24 protein-coding genes and 1 tRNA gene are annotated in these 23,998 nt (G+C 73.6%); 15 read left to right on the plus strand and 10 right to left on the minus strand.

What is annotated here, in order from left to right:
• Window positions 1-159 precede the first annotated feature (159 nt).
• Window positions 160-233, minus strand: a tRNA-Pro gene (locus GA0115242_RS30965).
• A gap of 100 nt (window positions 234-333) precedes the next feature.
• On the opposite strand from GA0115242_RS30965, the gene GA0115242_RS30970 reads away from it, so the two are divergent.
• From GA0115242_RS30970 to GA0115242_RS30980, 3 genes are all read left to right on the plus strand, one after another.
• Window positions 334-927, plus strand: coding sequence for a DUF309 domain-containing protein (locus GA0115242_RS30970; RefSeq protein WP_093834354.1), 594 nt, complete (start codon window positions 334-336; stop codon window positions 925-927).
• A gap of 100 nt (window positions 928-1,027) precedes the next feature.
• The gene (gene cobF / locus GA0115242_RS30975; RefSeq protein WP_093834356.1) at window positions 1,028-1,801 is read left to right on the plus strand and encodes a precorrin-6A synthase (deacetylating); all 774 of its coding nucleotides are present in this window, start codon (window positions 1,028-1,030) and stop codon (window positions 1,799-1,801) included.
• A gap of 67 nt (window positions 1,802-1,868) precedes the next feature.
• Complete coding sequence (locus tag GA0115242_RS30980) at window positions 1,869-3,938, plus strand: MDR family MFS transporter (RefSeq protein WP_093834358.1); 2,070 nt, start codon at window positions 1,869-1,871, stop codon at window positions 3,936-3,938.
• A 246-nt stretch (window positions 3,939-4,184) separates the two neighbouring features.
• Here GA0115242_RS30980 and GA0115242_RS30985 read toward each other — a convergent pair whose 3' ends face one another.
• The gene (locus tag GA0115242_RS30985; protein ID WP_093834360.1) at window positions 4,185-4,931 is read right to left on the minus strand and encodes a cobalt-precorrin-6A reductase; all 747 of its coding nucleotides are present in this window, start codon (window positions 4,929-4,931) and stop codon (window positions 4,185-4,187) included.
• A gap of 170 nt (window positions 4,932-5,101) precedes the next feature.
• Between GA0115242_RS30985 and GA0115242_RS30990 the strand changes: the two genes are divergently transcribed.
• Complete coding sequence (locus tag GA0115242_RS30990) at window positions 5,102-6,562, plus strand: hypothetical protein (protein WP_093834362.1); 1,461 nt, start codon at window positions 5,102-5,104, stop codon at window positions 6,560-6,562.
• Between the two features lie 19 nt (window positions 6,563-6,581).
• Here GA0115242_RS30990 and GA0115242_RS30995 read toward each other — a convergent pair whose 3' ends face one another.
• Both GA0115242_RS30995 and GA0115242_RS31000 read right to left on the minus strand, forming a co-directional pair.
• A complete protein-coding gene (locus GA0115242_RS30995) occupies window positions 6,582-7,355 on the minus strand; it encodes a sulfite exporter TauE/SafE family protein (protein ID WP_093834363.1) in 774 nt (257 codons plus the stop codon).
• Between the two features lie 87 nt (window positions 7,356-7,442).
• On the minus strand, window positions 7,443-8,339 hold the full coding sequence (locus GA0115242_RS31000) for an alpha/beta hydrolase (protein ID WP_093834365.1): 897 nt from the start codon (window positions 8,337-8,339) through the stop codon (window positions 7,443-7,445).
• Between the two features lie 158 nt (window positions 8,340-8,497).
• Between GA0115242_RS31000 and GA0115242_RS31005 the strand changes: the two genes are divergently transcribed.
• Window positions 8,498-9,325, plus strand: a complete 828-nt coding sequence (locus GA0115242_RS31005; RefSeq protein ID WP_093834367.1) for a helix-turn-helix transcriptional regulator — start codon at window positions 8,498-8,500, stop codon at window positions 9,323-9,325.
• 86 nt (window positions 9,326-9,411) lie between these two features.
• On the opposite strand, the gene GA0115242_RS31010 is transcribed toward GA0115242_RS31005, so the two are convergent.
• On the minus strand, window positions 9,412-10,599 hold the full coding sequence (locus GA0115242_RS31010) for a thiolase family protein (protein ID WP_093834369.1): 1,188 nt from the start codon (window positions 10,597-10,599) through the stop codon (window positions 9,412-9,414).
• 288 nt (window positions 10,600-10,887) lie between these two features.
• On the opposite strand from GA0115242_RS31010, the gene GA0115242_RS31015 reads away from it, so the two are divergent.
• Window positions 10,888-11,370: a Dps family protein gene (locus tag GA0115242_RS31015; protein ID WP_093834371.1), complete on the plus strand. Its 483-nt coding sequence runs from the start codon at window positions 10,888-10,890 to the stop codon at window positions 11,368-11,370.
• A 53-nt stretch (window positions 11,371-11,423) separates the two neighbouring features.
• Here the strand turns inward: GA0115242_RS31015 and GA0115242_RS31020 are convergent, their stop codons facing one another.
• Complete coding sequence (locus GA0115242_RS31020; RefSeq protein WP_093834373.1) at window positions 11,424-11,891, minus strand: potassium channel family protein; 468 nt, start codon at window positions 11,889-11,891, stop codon at window positions 11,424-11,426.
• Between the two features lie 145 nt (window positions 11,892-12,036).
• Between GA0115242_RS31020 and GA0115242_RS31025 the strand changes: the two genes are divergently transcribed.
• The 4 genes from GA0115242_RS31025 (at window position 12,037) to GA0115242_RS31040 (ending at window position 14,920) form a co-directional block, all read left to right on the plus strand.
• Window positions 12,037-12,456 carry a hypothetical protein gene (locus GA0115242_RS31025; RefSeq protein ID WP_202556031.1) on the plus strand — a complete coding sequence of 140 codons (420 nt, stop codon included), beginning with the start codon at window positions 12,037-12,039 and terminating at the stop codon, window positions 12,454-12,456.
• A 100-nt stretch (window positions 12,457-12,556) separates the two neighbouring features.
• Window positions 12,557-13,396, plus strand: coding sequence for a hypothetical protein (locus GA0115242_RS31030; RefSeq protein WP_093834375.1), 840 nt, complete (start codon window positions 12,557-12,559; stop codon window positions 13,394-13,396).
• Window positions 13,397-13,499: 103 nt separating this feature from the next.
• Window positions 13,500-14,312 (plus strand): SAM-dependent methyltransferase, encoded by an 813-nt coding sequence (locus tag GA0115242_RS31035; protein ID WP_093834377.1) that lies wholly within the window; start codon window positions 13,500-13,502, stop codon window positions 14,310-14,312.
• Between the two features lie 80 nt (window positions 14,313-14,392).
• A complete protein-coding gene (locus GA0115242_RS31040; protein ID WP_161353376.1) occupies window positions 14,393-14,920 on the plus strand; it encodes an NUDIX hydrolase family protein in 528 nt (175 codons plus the stop codon).
• Between the two features lie 69 nt (window positions 14,921-14,989).
• On the opposite strand, the gene GA0115242_RS31045 is transcribed toward GA0115242_RS31040, so the two are convergent.
• Window positions 14,990-15,661: an NUDIX domain-containing protein gene (locus GA0115242_RS31045; protein ID WP_093834381.1), complete on the minus strand. Its 672-nt coding sequence runs from the start codon at window positions 15,659-15,661 to the stop codon at window positions 14,990-14,992.
• Window positions 15,662-15,913: 252 nt separating this feature from the next.
• Between GA0115242_RS31045 and GA0115242_RS31050 the strand changes: the two genes are divergently transcribed.
• The 3 genes from GA0115242_RS31050 to katG all read left to right on the plus strand — a co-directional run bounded on the left by GA0115242_RS31050 (window position 15,914) and on the right by katG (window position 20,070).
• Window positions 15,914-17,209: a hypothetical protein gene (locus tag GA0115242_RS31050; protein WP_093834383.1), complete on the plus strand. Its 1,296-nt coding sequence runs from the start codon at window positions 15,914-15,916 to the stop codon at window positions 17,207-17,209.
• 196 nt (window positions 17,210-17,405) lie between these two features.
• Window positions 17,406-17,843, plus strand: a complete 438-nt coding sequence (locus GA0115242_RS31055; protein ID WP_093834385.1) for a Fur family transcriptional regulator — start codon at window positions 17,406-17,408, stop codon at window positions 17,841-17,843.
• Window positions 17,844-17,877: 34 nt separating this feature from the next.
• Window positions 17,878-20,070, plus strand: a complete 2,193-nt coding sequence (katG, locus tag GA0115242_RS31060; protein WP_093834387.1) for a catalase/peroxidase HPI — start codon at window positions 17,878-17,880, stop codon at window positions 20,068-20,070.
• Window positions 20,071-20,158: 88 nt separating this feature from the next.
• Here katG and GA0115242_RS31065 read toward each other — a convergent pair whose 3' ends face one another.
• Window positions 20,159-20,770 (minus strand): acyl-CoA-like ligand-binding transcription factor, encoded by a 612-nt coding sequence (locus tag GA0115242_RS31065; RefSeq protein WP_093834389.1) that lies wholly within the window; start codon window positions 20,768-20,770, stop codon window positions 20,159-20,161.
• Window positions 20,771-20,956: 186 nt separating this feature from the next.
• On the opposite strand from GA0115242_RS31065, the gene GA0115242_RS31070 reads away from it, so the two are divergent.
• Complete coding sequence (locus tag GA0115242_RS31070; RefSeq protein ID WP_093834391.1) at window positions 20,957-21,895, plus strand: zinc-binding dehydrogenase; 939 nt, start codon at window positions 20,957-20,959, stop codon at window positions 21,893-21,895.
• Here the strand turns inward: GA0115242_RS31070 and GA0115242_RS31075 are convergent.
• Window positions 21,886-22,404, minus strand: coding sequence for a TetR-like C-terminal domain-containing protein (locus GA0115242_RS31075; RefSeq protein WP_093834397.1), 519 nt, complete (start codon window positions 22,402-22,404; stop codon window positions 21,886-21,888). The genes GA0115242_RS31070 and GA0115242_RS31075 overlap by 10 nt on opposite strands.
• Before the next feature lie 76 nt (window positions 22,405-22,480).
• Window positions 22,481-23,317, minus strand: a complete 837-nt coding sequence (locus GA0115242_RS31080; protein WP_093834393.1) for an alpha/beta fold hydrolase — start codon at window positions 23,315-23,317, stop codon at window positions 22,481-22,483.
• A gap of 141 nt (window positions 23,318-23,458) precedes the next feature.
• Between GA0115242_RS31080 and GA0115242_RS31085 the strand changes: the two genes are divergently transcribed.
• Window positions 23,459-23,998: ankyrin repeat domain-containing protein (locus tag GA0115242_RS31085; protein ID WP_346014029.1), on the plus strand; the 540-nt coding region annotated here is incomplete at its 3' end.

The raw sequence follows: 23,998 nt of genomic DNA on the forward strand, positions 1-23,998 counted from the left end.
CCTCAGCGTGCTGCGCGCCCCACGGACCCTGCCCGCGACGACCGTCCTCACCCGCTGACACCGGTCAAGGCAGCATGGTCCCCAACTGGTCCCCAAGAATGATCAAGGGCCGGTTTCGGATGTCTCCGATACCGGCCCTCGAACAACGACTGTCTCCAGTCGGGACGACAGGATTTGAACCTGCGACCCCTTGACCCCCAGTCAAGTGCGCTACCAAGCTGCGCCACGTCCCGGTGCCTCCCACGCGGGGTCACCGCGTGATCGTGCGGACAGTACTTTACCCCACGTGGGAGGCCACTCCGCAGACGGTCCCGGCGCGGCACAATCGGCGGTATGAGCGCTGCGGAGGACGGAAGCGACGGCCGGGAGCGGGACCTCGACGAAGGAGGCCGCCTCCCTTACGGACAGGACCGCGATCCCGACCGGCGGGACCGGGGTCTCGGGCTCCGGGATCGGGATCTTGACGGGCGGGCCCGGAACGCTCGGCCGCGGGACGGGCTCGGGCGGCCGTTGCCGTACGGCACCGCCGGGGTCGCCCGGCAGCCCGAGGGGATCGTGCGGACTCCCGCCGCGACCGTCGCCGAGGCGCAGGAGCTGCTGGACGCCGGAAAACCCTTCCACGCCCACGAGGTGTTCGAGGACGCCTGGAAGTCGGGGCCCGCGCGGGAGCGGGGGCTGTGGCGGGCGCTCGCCCAGACCGCCGTCGGACTCACCCACGCCGCCCGCGGGAACCTCACCGGCGGGGTCAGGCTGCTGCGGCGCGGTGCCGGGGGCGTCGAGGAGTGGGCGCGCGAGTCCGGGGAGCCCCGCCCGCACGGGCTCGATCTCGACGGGGTCGTCCGCTGGGCGCGGGACCTGGCCGACCGGGTGGAAGCGACCGGGGACGTCGTCGACGCGCGGGCGCGGGCGCCCCGGCTGCGGGGATGACCGGCCGGACACCGTACGGCGGGACCGCCCCGCACCCCCTCCCGGTCGGCTCGGCCGCCTCGGCCGCCGCGTTGTCAGTGCCGTGCGGCAGACTCGGGGCGTGCGAAAGATTCATGTCATCGGCATCGGCGCGGGCGACCCCGAGCAACTGACCCTCCAGGCGGTGCGGGCGCTGCGCGCCACGGACGTCTTCTTCGTCCTCGACAAGGGCGAGGTGAAGGCCGACCTGGTGCGGCTGCGCCGGGACATGCTCGACGCGCATGTGGAGCCCGGCACCTACCGGGTCGTCGAGGCCCGGGACCCGGAGCGGGACCGGGCGGCGGGCGGGTCCGCGTACTCCCCGGCCGTCGGGGACTGGCGCAGCGCGCGCGGGGAGATCTACCAGCGGCTGATCTCCAAGGAGTTGGGCGAGGACGAGAGCGGCGCCTTCCTGGTCTGGGGCGACCCCGCGCTGTACGACAGCACGCTCGGCATCCTGGAGGAGATCCTCGCCCGCGGCGAGGTGGCCTTCACCTACGACGTGGTGCCGGGCATCAGCAGCGTCTCGGCGCTCGTCGCCCGGCACCGCACCGGGCTGAACCGGGTGGCGGGCCCGGTGCAGATCACCACCGGGCGGCGGCTCGCCGAGGGCCTGCCGGAGGGGGTCGACGACGTGGTGGTGATGCTCGACGCCCACCAGGCGTTCCGGCGGTACGCGGACCAGGACATCGACATCTACTGGGGCGCCTACATCGGCACGCCGGACGAGATCCTGGTCTCGGGGCCGCTGGCCGAGGCCGGTCCGCGGATCGAGCGGATACGGGCCGAGGCCCGGGAGCGCAAGGGCTGGATCATGGACACCTATCTCCTGCGCCGCGACCCCGGGCGGAGCTGACCGGGCCCGCCACCCGAGCGGACCGGGCCCGCATGCGGGTCGGGGGCGGCGGTGTGATCGTGACCAGGTGACTGTGACCGAGGAGACCGCGCCGCCCGCCGCCTCGCACCCACCCGTGCTGGACGCACGGCGCCGCAACATCATCTTCGTGACGATCATGCTCGGCATGCTGCTCGCCGCCCTCGACCAGACGATCGTCGGGACGGCGCTGCCGACGATCGTGTCGGACCTCGGCGGCGCCGAGCACATGTCCTGGGTGGTCACCTCGTACCTGCTCGCGGAGACGGTGGCGACGGTCCTGGTCGGCAAGTTCGGCGACCTGTTCGGCCGCAAGGTGGTCTTCCAGGTCTCCGCGATCGTCTTCATCACGGGCTCGTTCCTGTGCGGTCTGGCCACCGACATGTCGTACCTGATCGCCTGGCGTGGCATGCAGGGCGTCGGCGCGGGCGGCCTGATGGTGACGGCGATGGCGCTGATCGCCGACGTGATCCCGCTGCGCGAACGCGGCAAGTACCAGGGCGCGATCGGCGCCGTGTTCGGCGTGGCGACGGTCATCGGACCGCTGCTGGGCGGGCTGTTCACCGACCATCTGACCTGGCGCTGGGCGTTCTACGTGAACGTGCCGATCGCGATCGTCGTCGTGCTGGCCGCCGCCCGCACCATCCCGGTGGTGAAGTCGGCGTCCCGGCCGGTCATCGACTACCTGGGCATCGCGCTGGTGGCGATCGGCGCGAGCGCGCTGATCCTCGCGACGAGTCTGGGCGGCAACGAGTACGCGTGGGGCTCGGGCGTCATCATCGGTCTCTTCGCGGGCGGCGCGGTGGCGCTCGCGCTGTTCTGCCGGGCGGAGACCCGGGCACGCGAACCGATGCTGCCCATGCGGCTGTTCGCCAACCCGGTCTTCGGGGTCTGCTCGGTCCTCAGCTTCGTCGTGGGCTTCGCGATGCTCGGCGCGATGACGTACCTGCCGACCTACCTCCAGTACGTCGACGGCGACTCGGCCACCGTCTCCGGGGTGCGGACGCTGCCGATGGTGATCGGGCTGCTGATCGCGTCGGTGTTCAGCGGCACGGTGGTCAGCAGGACCGGCAGGTACCGGTGGTTCCCGATCGCCGGGTCGCTGGTCATGGGCGCCGGGCTGTATCTGATGTCCCTGATGGGGCCGTCCAGCGGGGTGTGGCTGGAGTCGCTGTACATGTTCGTGCTCGGCACCGGGATCGGCCTGTCCATGCAGGTGCTGACGATCGCCGTGCAGAACACGGTCGACTACGCCGACCTCGGCACCGCGACCTCGGGCGTCACCTTCTTCCGGACGCTGGGCAGTTCGTTCGGCACGGCCGTCTTCGGCACGATCTACGCCAACTCGCTGGCGCCGCACCTGCGGGACGGCGTCGCCGCCGCCGCGCGGACCGGCGCCCTGCCACCGGCCGTGATCGCCAAGGCGGCGAGCAGCCCCGAGGGCCTGCACCGGCTCCCCGCCGCGACCCGGGCGCCGATCGTGCACGCCTACGCGGAGACGATCCAGACGGTGTTCCTGTGGACGGTCCCGGTGGCGGCGGTGGGGTTCGTGGTCGCCCTGTTCCTCAAACAGGTGCCGCTGCGGGACAGCGCGCGGATGGGGTCGACCGACATGGGCGAGGGGTTCGCCTCGCCGCACGGCGCGAACTCGCAGCGGCTTCTCGAAGCCTCCGTCGGCAAGATCATCGGCCGGACGGACCTGGAGACCGCGCGCCGGATCATGGTGGAGTCCGACACCCGGCTGGACGTCGCCGGGGCGTGGGCCGTGATGCAGGTGGAGCTGCACACCCGCCTGGTCGGGCACGCCAGCCTCGGTCTGATCGCCGCGCGCCGGCATCTGCCGCCCGAGGTGCTGTTCCCGGTCTTCGACCGGATGGTCCAGGAGGGGTACCTGACCCGCAGCGGATCGCTGCTCTCGCAGACCGCGGCGGGCGCCCGCGAGGCCGCCGTCCTCACCCGGGCCTGGGGCGACTGGCTGAAGGACCGGGTCCAGGAGGACATCGGGCGCCCCAGCGGGACGGAGTTGCGCGCGGCGGTGGACGCGATCGCCAAGCGCCTGATGATCGAGGACCTGTCGACAGGGCTGCCGCAGCGCACGGCGGAACTCGCGGCGGGGTGAGCCACGGCCCTTCGCGGCACGGTGAGTCGAGGCGCGCCCGGTCGCGGCATTCCTCCCTGACGTGCGGCTCGGTGCGCCAGGGTCCGCTGCGGGTCGGCCGGTCGAGGCACCCGGGTGAAGGCCGCCGCACGTCGGCCTACGGCGCGTCACGGCCCCTTGCGCACCGACCAGTTGAGACACCCGGGTTGCGAGCCCCGCCCCGGTTGGCGTGCGGCTGGATGCGGGGCACATGCCGGGCGGGGCGGTTCAGTCGCTGCCCAGTCCGAGCAGGTCGAGGGCGCTCGGGACGTCCGGGGCGATTCGCGCTCCCGGTGGGGGCGCGGGGCGCGTCACCAGGACGACGGGGAGCGCGAGCCTGCGGGCCGCCGTGAGTTTGGGGGCCGTCGCCGCTCCCCCGCTGTCCTTGGTCACCAGGACGTCGACGCGGCGGTCGCGCAGCAGGTCCGTCTCGTCGTCCACCGTGAACGGGCCCCTGGCCAGCAGGACTTCGGTGTGCGGGGGCAGCGGCGGCGCCGGGGGTTCCACCGAGCGCGCGACGAACTCCAGGCCGGTGAGGTGCGCGAACGCGGCGAGACCGAGGCGTCCGGTGGTGAGCAGCACCCGGCGGCCGAGCGCGGGGAGGGCGTCGGCGGCGGCGGACAGGGACGGCACCGGATGCCACCGGTCGCCCGGCCCGGGGGTCCAGCCGGGGCGGCGCAGCACCAGCGCGGGCACACCGGTCTCCCGGGCGGCCCGCGCCGCGTTGGCCGTGATCGTCCCGGCGAAGGGGTGGGTGGCGTCGACGAGGGCGTCCACCCGGTGGTCGCGCAGCCAGGCGGCCAGCCCCTCGGCGCCGCCGAACCCGCCGACGCGCACCTCCCCGGCGAGCGCGCCCGGCCGGGTCACCCGCCCGGCCAGCGAGGACGTGACGCGCACACCGCCGCGCGCCGCGAGGACGGCGGCGAGTTCACGGGCCTCGGTGGTGCCGCCGAGGATCAGGACGTGCGCGGGCATGGGACGAGCCTACGAGGTGGGCCAGGCTCCGGGCGCGGGCGGGCGGACGGGGCCCCACCTGGGGGAACACTATGAACACAACGTCCGGGCCATGGTCGTCGCTGCCCGCCGCTCCTTACCATCGCGGCCGGACGGCGCGACGGCGCGCCGCCGAGGACGAGGAGCAGCTCTTGGACCGCTCGCCCACGCACCCGAAGGGCCGACGGCGCCGTGCCGCGCTGCCGGTCGCCCTGGCCGCCACGGTCGCCGCCCTGCTGACCGGCGCCCCGCCCGCGCACGCGAGCGGCCCCGGGCCCACCGCCTGTCCGGATCGGCTGGCGGCGAAGGCCACCTGCTACAGCGGGGTGGGCGCGCACGGCGCCGCGTACACCATCGCCGTCCCCGACGACTGGAACGGGTCCCTCGTCGTGCACGCGCACGGCGGGCCCGACCTGGGCGAGGGCTCGGACCCGGCGCGCAGCGCGGACGACCTGGCGCGGTGGTCGGTGATGGTGGACGAGGGGTACGCGTGGGCCGGTTCGTCGTACCGGCGGGGCGGGTTCGGCACCCGGATGGCCGCCGAGGACACCGAGAACCTGCGGCGCCTGTTCCTGGCGGAGTTCGGGACGCCCCGGCGGACGTATCTGCACGGGCAGTCCTGGGGCGGGAACGTCGCGGCGAAGGTCGCGGAGACGTACGGCGGGCGCGCGGACGTGCGCGGCGGACGTGCCGACCGGCCCTACGACGGGGTGCTGCTGACCAGCGGGTTGGTGGCGGGCGCCTCCCGGGGCTACGACGCGCGCGTCGACCTGCGCGTCGTCTACCAGTACTACTGTCACAACCATCCCCGGCCGACCGAGACCCCGTACCCGCTCTGGCAGGGGCTGCGGGCCGGTTCGACGATGACGCGCGCGGGGCTGCGGGCCCGGCTCCAGGAGTGCACCGGTTACGCCTCGCCGCCCGCCGAGCGGACCTCGGCGCAGCAGCGCAACCTCGACGACATCCTCGCCGTGACCCGGCTGCCCGAGCGTGCCCTGGAGTCGCACCTGGCGTACGCGACGTTCACCTTCCGGGACATCGTGCACACCCGGCTCGGCGACCGTAACCCGTTCTCGAACCGGGGCGTGCGCTACACCGGCTCGCACGACGACCGGGCGCTGAACGCGGGGGTGGAGCGGTTCAAAGCCGATCCGACGGCCGTGCGCGACCTGTCGTACGACAGTGATCTGACCGGCGCGGTGACGGTGCCGGTCCTGACGATGCACGCGGTGGACGATCCGACGGCGCTGGTGGAGTTCGAGTCCGCCTACCGGGACACGCTGCGCGGCGCGGGCCGGGAGCGGCTGCTGGTGCAGACGTTCACCACGGAGGCCGAGCACAGCGCGCTCAGCGACGCCGAGTACGCGAACTCGCTGGCCGCGCTGGACGATTGGGTGCGCACCGGGCACCGGCCGACGGCCCGGTCGGTGGCGTCCTCGTGCCCGGTCTTCGACCGGGAGTACGGCACCGGCTGCTTCTACGACCCGGGGTACCGGCCGGCGCCGTTCGCCGCGCGGGTGCGGCCCCGGCCGGGCGGTCTGCACTGGCCCGCCATGACGGCGGCCCGCGAGCGCGCCTGGAGCCGGGTCGACGGCGTCGGCATCGCGCCCTGACGCGGCCGGAGGCGGGCGGTCAGCGCAGCAGGAGTTGCAGGCCGCCCACCACGGTCGCCGCGATCACGAGCTGTTCGAACAGCCGCTGGTCGATGCGGTCCACGGCCCACTTGCCCAGGAACGCGCCGGGTACGACGAACAGCACGAGCGCGGCATCGAGAAGCAGGGAGGAGCCGTCGATGAGGCCGAGGCCCGCGCTGAACGGGACCTTGCTGACGTTGACGATCAGGAAGAAGAACGCCGAGGTGCCGAGGAAGCCGAGCTTCCGGAAGCCCGCGGAGAGCAGGTACAGGGACATCACCGGGCCGCCCGCGTTGGCGACCATGGTGGTGAATCCGCCGAGGACACCGTAGGAACGGGCCTTGAGGCGGCCGGAGCGGGTGGTGACGGCGCCGGGCTCGTCCTCCGCGGCGGCCCGGCGGCGGCGCCACACCGTGACCCCGGCCATCAGCAGCAGGATCGCGCCGATCGAGGTGCGTACGACGGCGTCGTCGGCCAGGACGAGGAACACCGTCCCGACCAGGACGCCGACGGCGACGGCCGGGAACAGCCGCCACAGGGTGGGCCAGTGGGCGTGGCGCCGGTAGGTGACGACGGCGAGGAGGTCACCGGCGATCAGGATCGGCAGCAGCACGCCGGTGGAGGCGCGGGCGGGCAGGATCGCCGCGAAGACGGCGAGGCTCACCGTGTTGGCGCCGCTCACCGCGGTCTTGGAGAAACCGACGAGGAGCGCGGCGCCCGCGAGCGCCGCGAACTGCCAGCCGGTGAGGTGCCAGAGGGTCATCGTGTTCATGCGGAGACCGATGCTATGTCCATACAACCGGACGCGTAAGCGGCGTCTCGCCAGCTGACCACAGCCCGGCGGACGGCAGGCGGGATGTCAGCGCCCGAGGTGTCGGCTCAGGAACCGCGCCGCCCGGGTCAGCCCCGCGTCGGCCTCCTCCATGACCTCGTAGTGCATCGGGAAGACGTGCGGGACCTGGCCGACGATCTCCAACGTCACGTCGACAGCCGCCGCGCCCGCACGGCCCGCGAACCGGACCGCGTCGTCGAGCATCACCTCGTTCGAGCCGACCTGGATCAGCAGCGGCGGCAGGCCGTCGAGGCGCGCGAAGTACGGGCTGGCGAACGGCGCCCGCGGATCGTGGTCGCCGAGGTACGCGGCGCGCACCGGGACCAGGAAATCGGCGTCGAAGACCGGATCGGCGTCTGCCTTCGTGCGCACCGACGCGCCGCCGCCGGTGAAGTCGGTGAGCGGGGAGAGGACCGCCGCCGCGGCGGGCAGCGGCAGGCCCGCCTCGCGCGCGCCGAGCAGCGTGACCAGGGCGAGGTTGCCGCCGGCCGAGTCACCGGCGACGACGATCCGCTCGGCGGGGACGCGCCGGTCGAGGAGTTCCCGGTAGGCGGCGAGGCAGTCGTCGACCGCGGCGGGAAAGGGGTGCTCGGGCGCGAGCCGGTAGTCCAGGGAGACCGTCCGCGCTCCGGCTCGGCGTGCCAGTTGCGCGGTGAACCCGGCGTAGCCGTCCGGGGATCCCATGACGAACGCGCCGCCGTGCAGGTAGAGGATCACCGCCGGTCCGGCCGGGACGTCGTCCGGGACGATCGACAGGGCGGGCCGCCCGCCGAGCACCGTGGGACCGACCGTCACCCCGCTCGGCACGGTCCGGGCCATGAAGGCGTCGTACCCGGCCCGGCGTTCGGCCATCGGCAGGTCGTCGGGGGTGGGCGGAAGGTCGCGGAGCATGCGGTCGACCGCTTCGCGCTGCTGCTGGGACATGCCGGTGTTCTCCTTGGGGTCCGAGGGGTCTGGAGGGGTCCGCGCCACCGGTGGGGTGGTCACGCACCCACCATCGGACGTGCCCGGAGCCCCTGGCAGGGACAGGTTGTCCCTGCCGGGCGCCGGGAGCGCCGGATGCCCGGGGCTACTGTTGCGGGATGAATCGCAAGGCGCTGGGTCTCTTCCTGCGACAGCGTCGTGAGGCTCTGCGCCCCGCCGACGTCGGTCTTCCCGAGGCGGGGCCGCGGCGGACCCCCGGGCTGCGGCGCGAGGAGGTGGCCGTCCTGGCGCACGTCTCGACCGATCACTACACCCGGCTGGAGCAGGCGCGCGGGTCGGCGCCGTCGCGGCACGTGCTGCGGTCGGTCTCCCGGGCCCTCCGTCTCGACGACGCCGAGCACGAGCACCTTCTCGCGCTGGCGGACGGGGTGGAGCGGCTGCCCGGCGGGCCGCCCACCGATGTCCCCGAGCACGTCCGTCAGCTCATCGCGCGGATGCCGTCGACCGTGGCGCTGGTCCGTGACGCCCGGTGCGACGTGCTGGCCTGGAACCCGCTGGCCCGAGCGGCGCTGGCGAGCTTCTTCGGGCCCGCACCCCGTGAACACAACCTGCTGCGCCGCTACTTCCTGCACCCGGACCCGGCGGTCCGCCACCTGTCGGGCCAGGACGAGAGCGCGTTCGCGCAGCAGGCCGTCGCCGCGCTGCGCCGCACGGCCGACCGCTTCCCGCACGACGAGCGGACCCGGCGACTGGTGACGGACCTGCGCGAGGGCAGCGCGGCGTTCCGGACGCTGTGGACGCGCCCGGCCCGGCCGGGCGGCCGCAGCGGGGTCAAGACGGTGCTGCACCCGTCGGCGGGTCGGCTCACCCTCACCTACGACGTCCTCGACGTGCCCGACCGCGACCAGCAGATCCTGCTCCTGACGGCCGCGCCGGGCAGCCCGACCGCCGCGAGTCTGCGCGCACTGGCCGCGAGCGTGCGGTGAGGCGTCCGCCGGACCCCCCGCCCTGATCACGGTCGGCGGCGCCGTTCCTCCGCCGACGACCGCCCGCACGATCCAGACGACAGCGCCTAGTGACGTTCCACCAGCACCGCGCTGCCCTGGCCGACGCCGACGCACATCGTGGCGAGGCCGCGTTCGGCGCCCGTGCGGCGCATGCGGTGCAGCAGGGTGGTGAGGATGCGGGCGCCGGAACAGCCCAGCGGGTGGCCCAGCGCGATCGCGCCGCCGCTCGGGTTGACCAGCTCGGGGTCGACGCCGAGCTGGTCCACGCAGGCGAGGGCCTGGGCGGCGAACGCCTCGTTGAACTCGGCCTCCTGGAGGTCCTCGACGTTCCAGCCCACCCGGGCCAGCGCCTTGCGGGTCGCGGGGACCGGGCCGATGCCCATCACGTCCGGGTGGACGCCCGCCGAGGCACCGGCCACGTACCGGCCGAGCGACTCCAACCCCAGTTCGTTCAGGGCCTCTTCGCTGACCAGGACGAGTCCGGCGGCGCCGTCGTTCATCGGGGAGGCGTTGCCCGCGGTGACCGTGCCGCCGGTACGGAAGACCGGCTTCAGGCGGGCGAGCCTCTCGTACGAGGTGTCCTCGCGGACGCACTCGTCGGTGTCGACCAGCACGCCGTCGGGGCGTTCCACGGGCAGGAGTTCGTCGTCGAAGTGGCCGTTCTTGCGGGCCTCGGCGGCCCGTCGGTGGCTGCGCAGCGCGAACTCGTCCTGGCGTTCGCGGCCGATGCCGTACCGTGCGGCGACCTCCTCGGCGGTCTCGCCCATGGGGAGCAGGCCGTGCAGGTCCTTCATCGCGGGGTTGACCAGCCGCCAGCCGAGGCGGGTGTCGGCGGTCTCCATCCGGTGCGGGAGCGCCTCGTCGGGGCGGGGCAGCACGAAGGGGGCGCGGCTCATCGACTCGGAGCCGCCCGCGAGGACGATGTCGGCCTCGCCCGCGGCGACGGTGCGGGCGGCGAGGGTGACGGCTTCGAGACCGGAGGCGCACAGCCGGTTGACGGTGGCGCCGGGCACGGTCTCGGGCAGGCCCGCGAGGAGGGCGGCCATCCGGGCCACGTTGCGGTTGTCCTCGCCCGCCTGGTTGGCGGCGCCCCAGTAGACGTCGTCGACGCGGGCCGGGTCGAGGCCGGGGAGGTCGGCGACGAGGCCGCGGATCACGGTGGCCGCGAGGTCGTCCGGGCGCACGCCGGACAGGGAGCCGCGGAGCTTGCCGATGGGGGTGCGGCGGGCTGCCGCGAAGTGGACGGGACGCACGACAGGACTCCTGACCGACCGTGTCCCCACGCTTCGATCGACGCTCCTGCGCGGCGTGGGAGACATCCTCGAATTAATTAGCACCGCTAGTTTTGGACTATAGCTCCCTCCGGGTCCCGCTGGGAAGATCCCCGCCGGTCCGGCGTGCGCGGACGGTGTTTGCGCCGATCGGGGCCGGGCACCCGCGCTCGCAGGAGCCCACGTCACCGAAGGCCCCGGCCACCGAAAGCCCCCGAGGCGGGCTCCCGGTCGCCGCCGGGCCGCTGTCACCGAAGGAGAGACACCCATATGACCGTGGTGAAGAGCACGCTGCCCGACCCGGACCGCGACATCACCGGAGAGGCGCTCCAGGGCACCCTCGTGGACCTGCTCGGGCTCTCACTCATCGCCAAGCAGGCCCACTGGAACATCGTCGGCCCGCGGTTCCGCTCCGTCCACCTGCAGTTGGACGAGGTGGTGGACACCGCCCGCGCCTACGCCGACACCGTCGCCGAGCGCGCCGCCGCGCTCGGGGTGAGCCCGGACGGGCGCCCCGAGACGATCGCCGCCGCGTTCACGCTCCCGAGCCCGAAGGAGGGCTGGCTGCGCGACGGCGACGTGGTGCGGCTGATGGTGGAGACGCTGGAGGCCGCCGTCGGACGGCTGCGCGCGCGGATCGCCGCGACCGACCGGCCGGACCCGGTCTCCCAGGACCTGCTGATCTCGCTCACCGCCGAACTGGAGAAGCAGCGCTGGATGTTCGCGGCCGAGGACTTCCCGAACGAGGGCTGACCCGCCCGGCCCGCCGGACGCGGGCGACCGGTGGCGGGGAGGGGACGCGGTGGTCACTCCCGCTCGCCCCTCCCCGCCACCATGCGTTCCAGGCGGTCGAACCGCTCGTGCAGCGCGCGGGCCGTCTCCTCCCCCAACTCCCGTGCCCCGTCGGCGATCCGGTGCCGCCGCCGCTGCTCGCGCCCGACGAACCAGGTGGCGAGGGCCGCGGTGACCATGCCGTACGTGGTGATCCCGACGATCATCACGACCGCCCCGATCAGCCGCCCCCCGAGGGTGACGGGGTAGAAGTCGCCGTACCCGACCGTCGTCGCCGTCTCGATCGACCACCACAGGCCCTGCGGGTAGGTCTCCAGGTTGGCGCGCGGGGCGCCGTGCTCGACGGCGACGACCGCCCAGGCGCCCAGGAACAGCACCACCACCAGGGCGGCGGTCGTCGCGCCCGCCGCCTTGAGGTGCAGGGAGCGGCCCTCGCGGGCGAGCAGCGACCGGACCGCCCTGGTGAAGAATCCGGGCAGCATGGGGCACTCCTTCGGGTCGTCTGCTGGCCAGTGTCGCGGCGCGGGCGGCGGCGGGCATGCCGGGCGGGGCGTTCGAGTTGCCGTGCCGCGGACGGCGTTGTGCGCTGGGGGCACGGTCGGCGCGCGCCAGCAGGAGGACGGTCCCATGACGGAGCAGCCCCACGAGGTGCCGGAGACCTTCGCGTTCACCTGCGGGAGCTGCGGACACCACTGGGAGGCCGCGTTCCGGCTGCTGTTCTTCACCGACCCGCTCTCCCCCACCGGCGGCACCACCCAGGAGTACGTCGACGAGGCGGGCCGTGCCGTGCGCTCCCCGCTGACCGACGCGGTCTGCCCGCGGTGCGGCGGACGCCGGGTCACGGTCCTGGAGCCGGAACGGGCCCGGCGGGAGGCACGGGCCGAGCACGCGGAGGAGAACCGTGCGGAGCCCGGGGACCAGCGGGCTGAGGGACACCTCCCGCGCGCCGCTCACCACCGCCCTCACCTGCCTCGCCTCCCCCACGGTCAGCACGGTGAGCACCCGCGCCCGGACCGCAGCCCGGACGACGGCCCGGACGCCCGGTGATCCCCTCCCGCCGCCTCACCCGGACGGCTCCGTGCGCTGGTGGCGCCCCGCGCCCGGTGGTGCGCTGGGGACACGCCGACGTCCCGAGGAGGCACCCGCGATGGCCCGTCGCCCGTCCCGTCCCGCCCGTGTGCTCGCGACCGCCGTGGCCGCGGGCGCGCTGCTGACCACCGCGGCCTGCTCGGACGGCGGCTCCCGGTCCTCCGGCACCGCCGCGGCCGCGGCGACCCCCCTCGCCGCCGACTCCGCCTCGCCCTCGCCGACCGCCTCCCCGATGACCTCGCCGCCGGGACGGCTGACCAGGGCGGGCGCGCGGACCGCGCTGATCACCGAGGGCGACATCGAGGACGACTGGACGCAGGTCAAGAGCGCCGGGCGGTGGCGCGAGACGCTGCTCGTCGGCAAGGTCGACGTGGCGGACTTCCTCACCGCGAAGACGGACGCGGCCGACTGCCAGAAGCTGATGGACTCCCTGTACGGCGACGCGCTGCTCGGCAGGACGGCCGGGCCGTCCGCCCTGACCGGCTTCCAGGACGGCGACTCCCGGCTGCTGTACCAGGTGGCCGCCTACACCCCGAAGCAGCTCGACACCGCGCTGGCCTCGCTGCGGACGCTGCCCGCGAAGTGCGCGTCGTTCACCGCGACCGGCAAGGGCGGCAAGCGCGCGGTGCGGGTGACCGAGCAGTCGGTGCCGAACGAGGGCGACGCCCGGCAGGGGCTGCGGGTGACCGTCCAGGGCGCCATGGGCGGCTCCCCGACCACGCTGACCCTGGACGTCGCGGTCGTGCGCGTGGGCGACGACGCGATCACCGTGACGGCGGGCGGGCTCGGCGGCGGCCGGCCGGACGCGGTGACGGACGCCGTCGAGCAGGGCACCCAGCGCCTCAAGGACGTCCTGGCGGGGAAGACGCCCGCGCCGAACCCGGGTCAGTTCGACTGATACCGCGCTCCGCACACCTGATCGGCCGATTCCCGGGACACCCTGATCACCGGGATGCACAATGGCGGCGAAGGGCCCAGGCCGTGCGAGAAGGAGCAGAGCAGTGAGCGAGAGCCACACGCCGTCCAGCGGGTCGGCGCGGCTGAACACCGGTGTGGCGCACAACGCGCGCGTCTGGAACTACTGGATCGGCGGCAAGGACAACTACGAGGTCGACCAGCGGGTCGGCGAGCACGTCGCCCAGATGTTCCCGGTGATCAGGGACATCGCCCGCGCGGACCGCTGGTTCCTCGGCCGGGCGGTGCGCTTCCTCGCCGAGGAGCACGGGGTGCGCCAGTTCCTCGACATCGGCACCGGACTGCCGACGGCGGAGAACACCCACGAGATAGCCCAGCGGGTCGCCCCGGACGCGCGGATCGTGTACGTCGACAACGACCCGATCGTCCTGGTGCACGCGCGGACCCTGCTGACCGGGTCCGAGCAGGGCGCCACCGACTACATCGACGCCGACGTCCGCGACCCCGAGGCCATCCTCGAACAGGCGGGCCGCACGCTGGACTTCGGGCAGCCGATCGCCGTGATGATGCTGGGCATCCTGAACTTCGTCCTGGACGCCGGGGAGGCCCGCGAGGTGGCCCGGCGGATCATGGACGTGATGCCCTCGGGGAGCTACCTGGTCCTCACCCATCCCACCTTCGACGCCGAGGTCGGCGGCGAGGGCCAGATCCCCGCCATGGCGTTCTGGAACGAGAACGCCACGCCCCCGATCACCGCCCGCAGCGGCCCGGACATCGCCTCGTTCCTCGACGGCCTGCGGATCCTGGAGCCGGGCCTGGTGTCCTGCTCCCGGTGGCGTCCGGACGCCGACTCCCCCGCCGTCGTACCCCAGTACGGCGCGGTGGCCGTGAAACCGTGACCCGCGCGGTGGCCGTCGCCGCCCGCGGGGTCCACCGCCTCCCCGGCCCCTCCTGAAAGTATGATCAAGCAATGTCTGACATGACCGAAACGACGCCCGGCTGGCTCAGCTCCGACGAACTGGAGATGGCACGCGCCCGCATGCCCATCCTGTACGTCGAGGCCGTGCCCGTACGTGTCGACGACAGTGGCGAAGTCACCAGCGTCGGCCTGCTGCTGCGGATCGGACCGGACGGCACGGTCAGCCGCACCCTGGTCTCGGGGCGGGTGCTGCACCACGAGCGGGTCCGGGACGCGCTGCTGCGCCATCTGGAGAAGGACCTCGGCCCGGTGGCGCTGCCCCGCATCCCGGCCGCGCTGCAACCCTTCACGGTCGCCGAGTACTTCCCGACCCAGGGGGTCACCCCGTACCACGACCCGCGTCAGCACGCGGTGTCGCTGGCCTACGTGGTCCCGGTGACCGGTGACTGCCGGCCCCGGCAGGACGCCCTCGACCTGGTGTGGTTCAGCCCGCGCGAGGCGCTGTCGCCCGCCGTGGAGAGCGAGATGCCGGGCGGCCACGGGGTGCTGCTCAAGCAGGCCCTGGCCCATGTGGGCTGCGTGCTCTGACCCGGAACCGCGCGACGGTCCCGGCCCGGGTTCCCCGGCCGGGACCGTCGCGCGTTCCCCCGGCCGCCCTCAGCGCCCGGTGGCGGCGAACGGGCCCTCCAGGGCCGCCCATTGGAGCAGCATGATGGTCTTGGCGTCGGCGATCTCGCCGGTGCGGATCATCTCCAGGGCGCGGCGGAAGGGCAGTTCGACGATCTCGATGTCCTCGCCCTCCTCGTCGAGCCCGCCGCCCTCGTGGGTGCGGGTGGCGGCGCCGTACTCCGCCGCGTAGAAGCTGACCCGTTCGGTGACCGAACCCGGGCTCATGTAGACGTCGAAGACGTGCCGGACCTCGCCGATGGTGTGCCCGGTCTCCTCCACCACCTCGCGGCGGACGGCGAGTTCGGGGTGTTCGTGCTCGTCGTCGAGGAGTCCGCCGGGCGTCTCGACGAGCATGCCGTCGGGGTGGCCGTTGACGTAGACGGGGTAGCGGAACTGCCGGGTGAGCAGGACGGTTCCGCGGTCGGTGGAGTAGAGCAGCATCGTGGCGCCGTTGCCGCGGTCGTGCGTCTCGCGCTGCTGGGTGCTCCAGGTGCCGTCGGAGCGCTGGAGGTCGTAGGTGGTGGTGCGTTCCACGTACCAGTGGCTGGAGAGCAGGGTCACGTCCCTGACCTTGACGCGCGGATTGCCCGTGAGGTCGAGGCCGGTGCGGTCGAGACCGGTGCGTCCGCGGCTGTCGGGGGTGTCGACGCCGGCGGTCATCGGACACCGGATTCGGCGTGGTGCGAGCGGGAGTTGGTCATGATCGCTTCTATCACGGCCACGTTTCCGGGCCGTGGACTGTCCGCACATGGGACAGGATCGGGTGAACTGTCCGGCGTGCGCGCCGTGGTGGGGACCGATCGGGCCCGCCTCGGGTACAACCCTTCGGCGGACGCCGCCGTCTGACGTGTGGGAGCTTCGTTCTCCCTGCGTTCGCCCGTCTGTCGCCGATGAGTCACCGAGGACCCCCACATGCCCAACACCCCTGCCGGTCACCGCGCGTTCCGCAGGACCGCCGCCGCCGTAGGCGCCGCCGCGCTGATGGCCCTGGGCGCGGCGGCCCCCGCCGCCGCCGACGGCGACTCCCCTCCCGGTCTCGTGCTCGGCGACCTCGGGCCGTTCGAGGGGGTGCGGCCGGGCTCCACCTTCGAGGTGCCCGCCACCTTCACCAACGCGGGCTCCGAGGCGCTGGACACGGTGTACCTGTCCTACGAGGTGACGCGCGGTCTGAGCCGCACCGAGGTGCCGTCCAACTGCCTGCGCTACGAGATCCCGTCCTACGACGAGGCGCCCGAACTGGAGCGGGTGGTCTGCGAGTTCGACCAGAGGATCGAGCCCGGGACGGTCTACGCGCCCGCGCGGACCTGGACCCTGAAGGCCGGGGAGAACGCGCTGTGGGACCGGCTGCGGGTGGTCGTGGCGACCGAGCCGTCGGATCCGGGCGACAGCGGCGCCGAGCCGGTGCGCGGCACCGACCCCGCCGTCGCGCTCGTCGAGAAGCCGGACGCCACCCCGGCGACCTCCGGCGGCCGGGGCGACTACGACGTCGCCGAGCTGGAGGTGAAGGCGGAGAACACCGCCGACTTCCAGGTCACCGGCGGGCGGTTGACGGGCGCGGTCGGTGATGTCGTCGACCTGAAGGCCACGTTCACCAACGCGGGCCCCGGCTGGGTGCTGCGGCCCCTCGGCCGGTCCGTCACCGAGGTGCTGGTCGACCTGCCCGAGGGCACCACGGTCACCAAGGGCAACGGCTACTGCGACAAGGTGTCGGCGCGCCGTTACTCGTGCGGCACCGCGCAGTCGTGGGTCGACGAGAAGGGCGGCGAGACGTACGCCTTCAAGGTGCGGATCGACAAGAAGGTGGCGGGCGCCGAGGGAAGCGTGGCGCTCGCGGGCCCGGCCCGGCCGTTCGACAAGGTGACCTCCAACGACAAGGCCGCCATCACCGTCGACGTGACCGGCACGGGTCCGGGCTCGGGCGGTACGGGCTCGGGCACCGGCGGTTCCGCGACCCCGTCGGCCGGGGCCACCTCGGGCACCGGCACCTCCGGCGGCTCCGGTTCCGGCTCCGCGACGGGCGGGTCGGGCTCCGCGACCGGCGGTTCCGCCGCGGCCACGGGCGGCTCCACCCTCTCCACGGACGCCACCGGCGACCTGGCGAGCACCGGCGCGGGGAGCGCGCTGCCGCTCGCGGGCGCGGCGGCCGCGGTGGTCGGGCTGGGCGCCGGTACGGTGCTGCTGGCCCGTCGTCGCGCGTCCCGCCGGTAACTCCGGCACCACTTCTCGGCCGACGGCCGACAGGGCAGCGGATCCCGTCCGCGCCCTGTCGGCCGTTCGGTTTTTCCGGGGCCGGCGCCCTTATCAGGTGCCTTGAATCGGGATATAACACCGCATAAATACCTGCTGAATCTTGGCAGATTCGTTTTCTTGAACTCTTCGTGTTTCTGCGGGTAGGTTGGCCGCCATGACCGCTCCCCAGACTCCGACCACCGCAGAGGAGCTGCGCGGTGCCGGCCTGCGGGTGACGGCAGCCCGCGTCGCGCTGCTCGAGACCGTCCGGGCGGGAGACCACCTCGGGGTCGACGCCCTCGCCTCCGGGGTGCGCGACCGGGTGGGCCACATCTCCGTCCAAGCCGTGTACGAGGCGCTGCACGCCCTCACGGCGGCGGGACTCATACGCCGTATCGAACCGGCCGGTCACCCGGCCCGGTTCGAGGGTCGCGTCGGCGACAACCACCACCACGTCGTGTGCCGGTCGTGCGGTGTCGTCGCCGACGTCGACTGCGAGGTCGGCGAGGCCCCGTGCCTGACCGCCTCCGACGACCACGGCTTCTCGATCGACGAGGCCGAGGTCACCTACTGGGGCCTGTGCCCCGGCTGTTCCACCGGCCGCACCACCTGAGCATCACAGATCTGCCCAGTCCGGAAGGATTCTTATGTCTGAGAACCACGACGCCGCAGAGGCGAAGTGCCCCGTCGCCCACGAGCGCGCGCCTCACCCGACCCAGGGCGGCGGAAACCGCCAGTGGTGGCCGGACCGTCTGAACCTGAAGATCCTTGCCAAGAACCCCGCCGTGGCCAACCCGCTGGGTGAGGAGTTCGACTACGCGAAAGCGTTCGGCGCCCTCGACCTGCCCGCCGTCAAACGGGACATCGCCGAGGTCCTGACCACGTCGCAGGACTGGTGGCCGGCCGACTTCGGCAACTACGGGCCGCTGATGGTCCGGATGGCCTGGCACAGCGCGGGCACCTACCGCGTCAGCGACGGCCGCGGTGGCGCGGGCGCGGGTCAGCAGCGCTTCGCGCCGCTGAACAGCTGGCCCGACAACGGCAACCTGGACAAGGCCCGCCGTCTGCTGTGGCCGGTCAAGAAGAAGTACGGCCAGAGCATCTCCTGGGCCGACCTGATGATCCTGACCGGCAACGTCGCCCTGGAGACCATGGGCTTCAAGACCTTCGGCTTCGCCGGTGGCCGCGAGGACGTCTGGGAGTCCGAGGAGGACGTCTACTGGGGTCCCGAGAGCACCTGGCTCGGCGACGAGCGCTACACGGGCGACCGTGAGCTGGAGAGCCCGCTCGGCGCGGTCCAGATGGGCCTCATCTACGTCAACCCCGAGGGCCCCAACGGCAACCCGGACCCGATCGCGGCGGCCCGCGACATCCGCGAGACGTTCCGCCGGATGGCGATGAACGACGAGGAGACCGTCGCCCTCATCGCCGGTGGCCACACCTTCGGCAAGACCCACGGCGCGGGCCCGGCGGACCACGTCGGCGCCGACCCCGAGGGCGCGTCGATCGAGGAGCAGGGCCTGGGCTGGAGGAGCACCTTCGGCACCGGCAAGGGCGGCGACGCGATCACCAGTGGCCTGGAGGTCACCTGGACGAGCACGCCGACCCAGTGGGGCAACGAGTTCTTCGCGAACCTCTTCGGCTACGAGTGGGAGCTGACCCAGTCCCCGGCCGGCGCCAACCAGTGGGTCGCCAAGGACGCCGAGGCGACCATCCCGCTCGCCCACGACGCGTCGAAGAAGCAGCTTCCGACGATGCTCACCACCGACCTCTCGCTGCGCTTCGACCCGATCTACGAGCCGATCTCGCGCCGCTTCTTCGAGAACCCGGAGGAGTTCGCGGACGCCTTCGCGCGTGCCTGGTACAAGCTCACGCACCGTGACATGGGCCCGGTCGTGCGCTACCTCGGCCCGGAGGTGCCGTCCGAGGAGCTGCTGTGGCAGGACCCGCTGCCGCAGCCCGCGGGCGAGCCGATCGACGCCGCGGACGTCGCCTCCCTCAAGGAGCGGGTCCTCGCCACCGACCTCACGGTCTCCCAGCTCGTGTCGACCGCCTGGGCGTCCGCGTCCTCCTTCCGCGGCAGCGACATGCGCGGTGGTGCCAACGGCGCCCGCGTCCGCCTGGAGCCGCAGCGCACCTGGGAGGTCAACGACCCCGAGGAGCTGGCCCACGTGCTGCGCACCCTGGAGGGTGTCCAGTCGGCCTTCAACGCGGCCGGTGGCAAGCAGGTCTCGCTGGCCGACCTGATCGTGCTCGCGGGCACCGCGGCCGTCGAGAAGGCCGCGAAGGACGGCGGCGTCGAGGTCGAGGTGGCCTTCACCCCCGGCCGCGTCGACGCCTCGCAGGAGCAGACGGACACCGAGTCGTTCGCCGCGATGGAGCCCTCCTCCGACGGTTTCCGCAACTACACCGGCAAGGGCAACCGCCTGCCCGCCGAGTACCTGCTGCTCGACAAGGCGAACCTGCTCACCCTGACCGCTCCCGAGCTGACCGTCCTGGTCGGCGGCCTGCGCGTCCTCGGCGCCAACAGCGGCCAGTCGAAGCACGGTGTCCTCACGGACCGTCCGGGCACGCTGACGAACGACTTCTTCGTCAACCTGCTCGACCTGGGCACCACGTGGAAGTCCACGTCCGAGGCGCAGGACGAGTTCGAGGCGCGCGACGCCTCCGGCGCGGTGACCTGGACCGGCACCCGTGCCGACCTGGTCTTCGGCTCGAACTCCGAGCTGCGCGCGCTCGCCGAGGTCTACGCGAGCGACGACGCCAAGGAGAAGTTCGTGAAGGACTTCGCCGCGGCGTGGACGAAGGTCATGGACCTGGACCGGTTCGACCTGGTCTGATCCACCACCGGGCCTGATCGGACGGCCGGGCGGTCCCTCGCGGACCGTCCGGCCGTCCGCCGTTCCCCCGCCGCCGGGCGCCGTCCGCTCATCCCTGGTCGATCCACCCCTGGAGGACGTCGCAGAGCGGCACCAGCTCGCGTTCCAGGTCACCGAGCAGCACGGGCGCCGGGTCCGCGGAGGTCTTCCAGCTCCGCAGGACGGCGAGGAAGGCCGCCTGGACGGCACCGCCGACGCTCGCGGGGCGCAGGCCGCCGCCGTCCTCGCCGAGCCGGGCCGCCACGTACTCGGCGACCGCGCCCGCCCAGCTGATCCACTGCGCCGACTCCTCCGCGCGCAGTTCGGGCGACTCGTCCAGGATGACGAAACGCTTCATCCAGAGCCCGCGGTCGTCCACGGACGCGCGCAGCGCCTCCACCACGCACTCCCTGACCGCCCTCATGACCGGCCGGTCCTCCCCCGCCTCCGCCAGCAGACGGCGCAGCCGTCCCGTGTGGTCGTCGAAGGCGGACCAGATGATGCCCGACTTCGACGGGAAGTAGCGGAAGAACGTCGTCTTGCTGACCCCGGCCGCGCCGGTGACCTCCGCGAGGCTCGTGCGGGCGTACCCGCGGGCGAGGAACAGGTCGAGGGCGACCGCCTCGACCTCCTCGCGCGACGACACCGGCGGCCGTCCGCGACCCCGTCCTGCTGCGCTCATGCGGACCGTTCCTCCTTGGCCGAATATTTTCGGGACCGAGTACCATTATTCAGCGGGGCGCCCGGTCGGACGGCTCGCCCCAGCAGGTCACCAGTGTCCGCCGGACACGGTGGCGCGCGGCGCCGGCGGGCGGGGTCCGTCCGCGCCCCGCGGAGCGCACGGCGCGCGCAGAGAGACGGAGACGCGATGCAGGCATGGCAGTTCACCGAGGTCGGGAAGCCGCTGACCAGGCGCGAGGTACCGGAACCCGGCGCGGGGCCGGGCGAGATCGTCATCGAGGTGCGGGCCGCGGGGCTCTGCCACAGTGACGTCGGTTTCCTGGACGGCACCCTGACCTCGCTCCTCCCGTTCCGCCCGATCACCCTAAGGCACGAGATCGCGGGCGTCGTCGCGGCCGCCGGACCGGGCGTCACCCGCTTCGCGGTCGGCGACCGGGTGGCCGTCCCGGCGGCCATCGAGGGTCCCGGCACCTCGTCGGACGGCGGTTTCCAGCCGCGGGTCGCGGTGCGGGAGGGGCTGGTGATCCCGCTGCCGGAGGGCATCGCCTGGGACCAGGCCGCCGCGGCGACGGACGCGGGGCTCACCTCGTACCACGCGATGATCGTGCAGGGCGGGGTGGGCGCGGGCACGAAGGTCGGCGTGATCGGGCTCGGCGGGCTCGGGTCGCTGGGCGCGCAGGTGGCGCTGGCGGTCGGCGCGGAGGTGTACGTCGCGGAGAAGAACGAGAAGGTGCACGCCTTCGCCCGCGAGCTGGGCGCGGCCGGCGTGGCGACGGAGATCGGCGCGTTCGCCGACCGGGACCTCGACGTGATCGTGGACTTCGCCGGGTTCGGCACCACGACCGCCGCCGCGGTGGAGACGGTGCGGCGCGACGGGCGGGTGGTGCAGGTGGGGCTCGGTGTGAGCGAGGGCACGATCAACCTCCAGACCCTCACCCTCAACCAGGTCTCCCTGATCGGCTCCCAGGCGGGCACCGCCGAGGACTGCCGGGCCGTCCTGGACCTGGTCGCCGCGGGCACGGTCGTCTCCCGCGTCACCCCGATCGGCTTCGAGGACATCGCCGACGGCGTCGGGCGCCTGGAACGCGGCGAGGTCATCGGGCGGCTGGTCGCCGTCTACGGCTGACCGGGCGGGGGCGGTCCGTCCGCCGCCCGGGACGCGGCCCGCAGGCCGCGGTCGGCGAAGGCGACCAGCCACGCGAAGCTCTCGTCGATGTCGGCGCTCCACCGGAAGCCGCTCGCCGACTGGAGGGTGGCGAAGCCGTGGAAGAGGCTGCGCAGCATCCGCAGGGCGTGGACCGTCTCGGAGTCGGGCAGGTCGTAGCCGCGCAGGACGGCCATGAAGGCGCCGAGCAGCCGCTCCCCGGCGGCGGCCAGTGGATCGTCCGGGCCGGTCGACTCCATGCCGACGGTCGCCGCGTACCGGCCGGGGTGGGCAAGGACGAAGTCGCGGAAGGCGCGGGCGGCGGCGCCCAGGGCGTCACGGCCCGCGTACCCCTGGACGGCCCGGCCGACGGCGTCGGCGGCCTCGCCCAGCGCCAGGACGGCGATGCGCCGGGTGAGGTCCTCCTGCCCGCCGACGTGCTTGTACAGGGACGGGGTGCGCACGCCGAGCCGCTCGGCCAGCGAGCCCATCGTCAGCTGGGCGACGCCGACCTCGTCGGCGAGGGCGGCACCGGCCGCGACGACGGCCGCCGGGTCGAGGCCCGCCCTAGGCACGGGCGGCGTCCGAGCGGACGAAGTCGAGCGTGAGCGCGGCCACTTGGTCGGGGAACTGGTCGTGCGGATAGTGTCCGGCGCCCTCGATCGTCTCCAGGCGGCCGAGGCCGGACGGCAGCGCCTCGACGATCGCGGCGCCCTCGGCCCGCGGGTCGGCCCAGTCCGGGTCGAGGGTGCCCATGACGACCAGGACGGGGCAGCGGACGTTGCCCAGTTGGGCGCCCGCGTCGGTCGGGGCGTTGCGGCCCATGCTCTGGAGGGCCTTCATCCGGCCCGGCTCGCTCATCAGGGCCTCGACGCGGGCGATCCGCTCGGCCCAGTCGGGCGGCTTGACGCCGGGGTAGGCCAGGTCGAGGTAGGAGCGCCACTGCGGGAGGCTGCCGAGGGCGCCCGCGCCGAGCAGCCGCAGCATGCCCCGCCGGTACCGCTTGACGCGCAGGTCGCCGAGGCGGACCGCCTGCTTGCGGGTGAAGGGGGCCAGCTCGACGACGCCGGTGATCAGCGAGGGTTCCAGCGCGGCGGCGATGGTGGCGGCGCCGCCGGAGATCGAGTGACCGACGAGGACGGCCGGGCCGCCGAGGTGCCGGATCACGGCGAGCAGGTCACCGGCGATCGCGGTGCGGGTCCACTCCGGCCAGTCGACGCTGGACTCGCCGCAGCCGCGCAGGTCGACGGCGGCGACCCGGTGTCCGGCGGCGACCAGGCGCGGGATCACGGCGCGGTACGCGTCCCGGCTGTCGCCCATGCCGTGCGCGAGGACGATCAGCGGGCCCGCGCCCGTCACCTCGTACGCGATCGTGCCGCCGTCGACGGCGAGGTACTCGGTCATGGCCACTCCCGGATAAGTTCGGCTAACTTCATTAGCTAAAAGCTAACGCCATTAACCAGAGCTGTCAACGCCGGCCGCCCGCGCTCGTCACCTCCCTTTATCCGTTGGCGGATCCGCGCGCCGGGGTGGGAGCCTGCCGCCATGAACAGGCGGACACGGAAGAGGCTGGCGCGGCGGCTGGTGATCGCGGCCGGGGCGGACGACGTCGGCGCGGTCCTGGCGCTGCTGCGGGCTGGCGCCGATCCGGACGCCCCCGACCCGCACGGCTCCACCCCGCTCTACACGGCCGCGCTCGGCGGCGCCCCGGAGATCGTCGCCCGCCTGCTGACGGCGGGCGCCGCCCCCGACACCGAGAGCCGGGGCGAGGCCGAGGGGACCCCCCTGTGCGCGGCGGCGGCCTGGGGCCGGGCCGACGTGGTGCGCCTGCTGCTCGCCCACGGCGCCGACCCGGACCTGCGCGAGGACGCGGGCACCGGCCACAGCCCCCCTCGAATGGACCCGGAAGAACGGCCACACGGAGGCGACCGAAGCGCTCCTCACGGCGGGGGCACGGGCGGACGGCCACCAGGCCATGACAGCTGGCTGACGCAACGTCAGACACGGTGTGCGGCGGTGGTGTCGGCGCGTGCCGCCGGGGGCGGACGGGACTTCACCCGCCGCCCGGCAGGGGTCGGACGCCGG

The sequence above is a fragment of the Streptomyces sp. SolWspMP-5a-2 genome (assembly GCF_900091845.1).
GTDB classification, from domain to species: domain Bacteria; phylum Actinomycetota; class Actinomycetes; order Streptomycetales; family Streptomycetaceae; genus Streptomyces; species Streptomyces doudnae.

Excerpts from the sequence above, each read along its gene's own strand:
- GA0115242_RS31045 (WP_093834381.1), bottom strand. The coding sequence starts at position 15,661 with ATGACCGCCGGCGTCGACACCCCCGACAGCCGCGGACGCACCGGTCTC.
- GA0115242_RS31020 (WP_093834373.1), bottom strand. The coding sequence starts at position 11,891 with ATGCTGCCCGGATTCTTCACCAGGGCGGTCCGGTCGCTGCTCGCCCGC.
- GA0115242_RS30995 (WP_093834363.1), bottom strand. The coding sequence starts at position 7,355 with ATGAACACGATGACCCTCTGGCACCTCACCGGCTGGCAGTTCGCGGCG.
- GA0115242_RS31030 (WP_093834375.1), top strand. The coding sequence starts at position 12,557 with ATGGCCCGTCGCCCGTCCCGTCCCGCCCGTGTGCTCGCGACCGCCGTG.
- GA0115242_RS31015 (WP_093834371.1), top strand. The coding sequence starts at position 10,888 with ATGACCGTGGTGAAGAGCACGCTGCCCGACCCGGACCGCGACATCACC.
- GA0115242_RS31005 (WP_093834367.1), top strand. The coding sequence starts at position 8,498 with ATGAATCGCAAGGCGCTGGGTCTCTTCCTGCGACAGCGTCGTGAGGCT.
- GA0115242_RS31070 (WP_093834391.1), top strand. The coding sequence starts at position 20,957 with ATGCAGGCATGGCAGTTCACCGAGGTCGGGAAGCCGCTGACCAGGCGC.
- GA0115242_RS31025 (WP_202556031.1), top strand. The coding sequence starts at position 12,037 with ATGACGGAGCAGCCCCACGAGGTGCCGGAGACCTTCGCGTTCACCTGC.
- GA0115242_RS31050 (WP_093834383.1), top strand. The coding sequence starts at position 15,914 with ATGCCCAACACCCCTGCCGGTCACCGCGCGTTCCGCAGGACCGCCGCC.
- GA0115242_RS30985 (WP_093834360.1), bottom strand. The coding sequence starts at position 4,931 with ATGCCCGCGCACGTCCTGATCCTCGGCGGCACCACCGAGGCCCGTGAA.
- GA0115242_RS31075 (WP_093834397.1), bottom strand. The coding sequence starts at position 22,404 with ATGGGCTCGCTGGCCGAGCGGCTCGGCGTGCGCACCCCGTCCCTGTAC.
- GA0115242_RS31040 (WP_161353376.1), top strand. The coding sequence starts at position 14,393 with ATGACCGAAACGACGCCCGGCTGGCTCAGCTCCGACGAACTGGAGATG.
- katG (WP_093834387.1), top strand. The coding sequence starts at position 17,878 with ATGTCTGAGAACCACGACGCCGCAGAGGCGAAGTGCCCCGTCGCCCAC.
- GA0115242_RS31080 (WP_093834393.1), bottom strand. The coding sequence starts at position 23,317 with ATGACCGAGTACCTCGCCGTCGACGGCGGCACGATCGCGTACGAGGTG.
- GA0115242_RS30970 (WP_093834354.1), top strand. The coding sequence starts at position 334 with ATGAGCGCTGCGGAGGACGGAAGCGACGGCCGGGAGCGGGACCTCGAC.
- GA0115242_RS31000 (WP_093834365.1), bottom strand. The coding sequence starts at position 8,339 with ATGTCCCAGCAGCAGCGCGAAGCGGTCGACCGCATGCTCCGCGACCTT.
- GA0115242_RS31055 (WP_093834385.1), top strand. The coding sequence starts at position 17,406 with ATGACCGCTCCCCAGACTCCGACCACCGCAGAGGAGCTGCGCGGTGCC.
- GA0115242_RS31065 (WP_093834389.1), bottom strand. The coding sequence starts at position 20,770 with ATGAGCGCAGCAGGACGGGGTCGCGGACGGCCGCCGGTGTCGTCGCGC.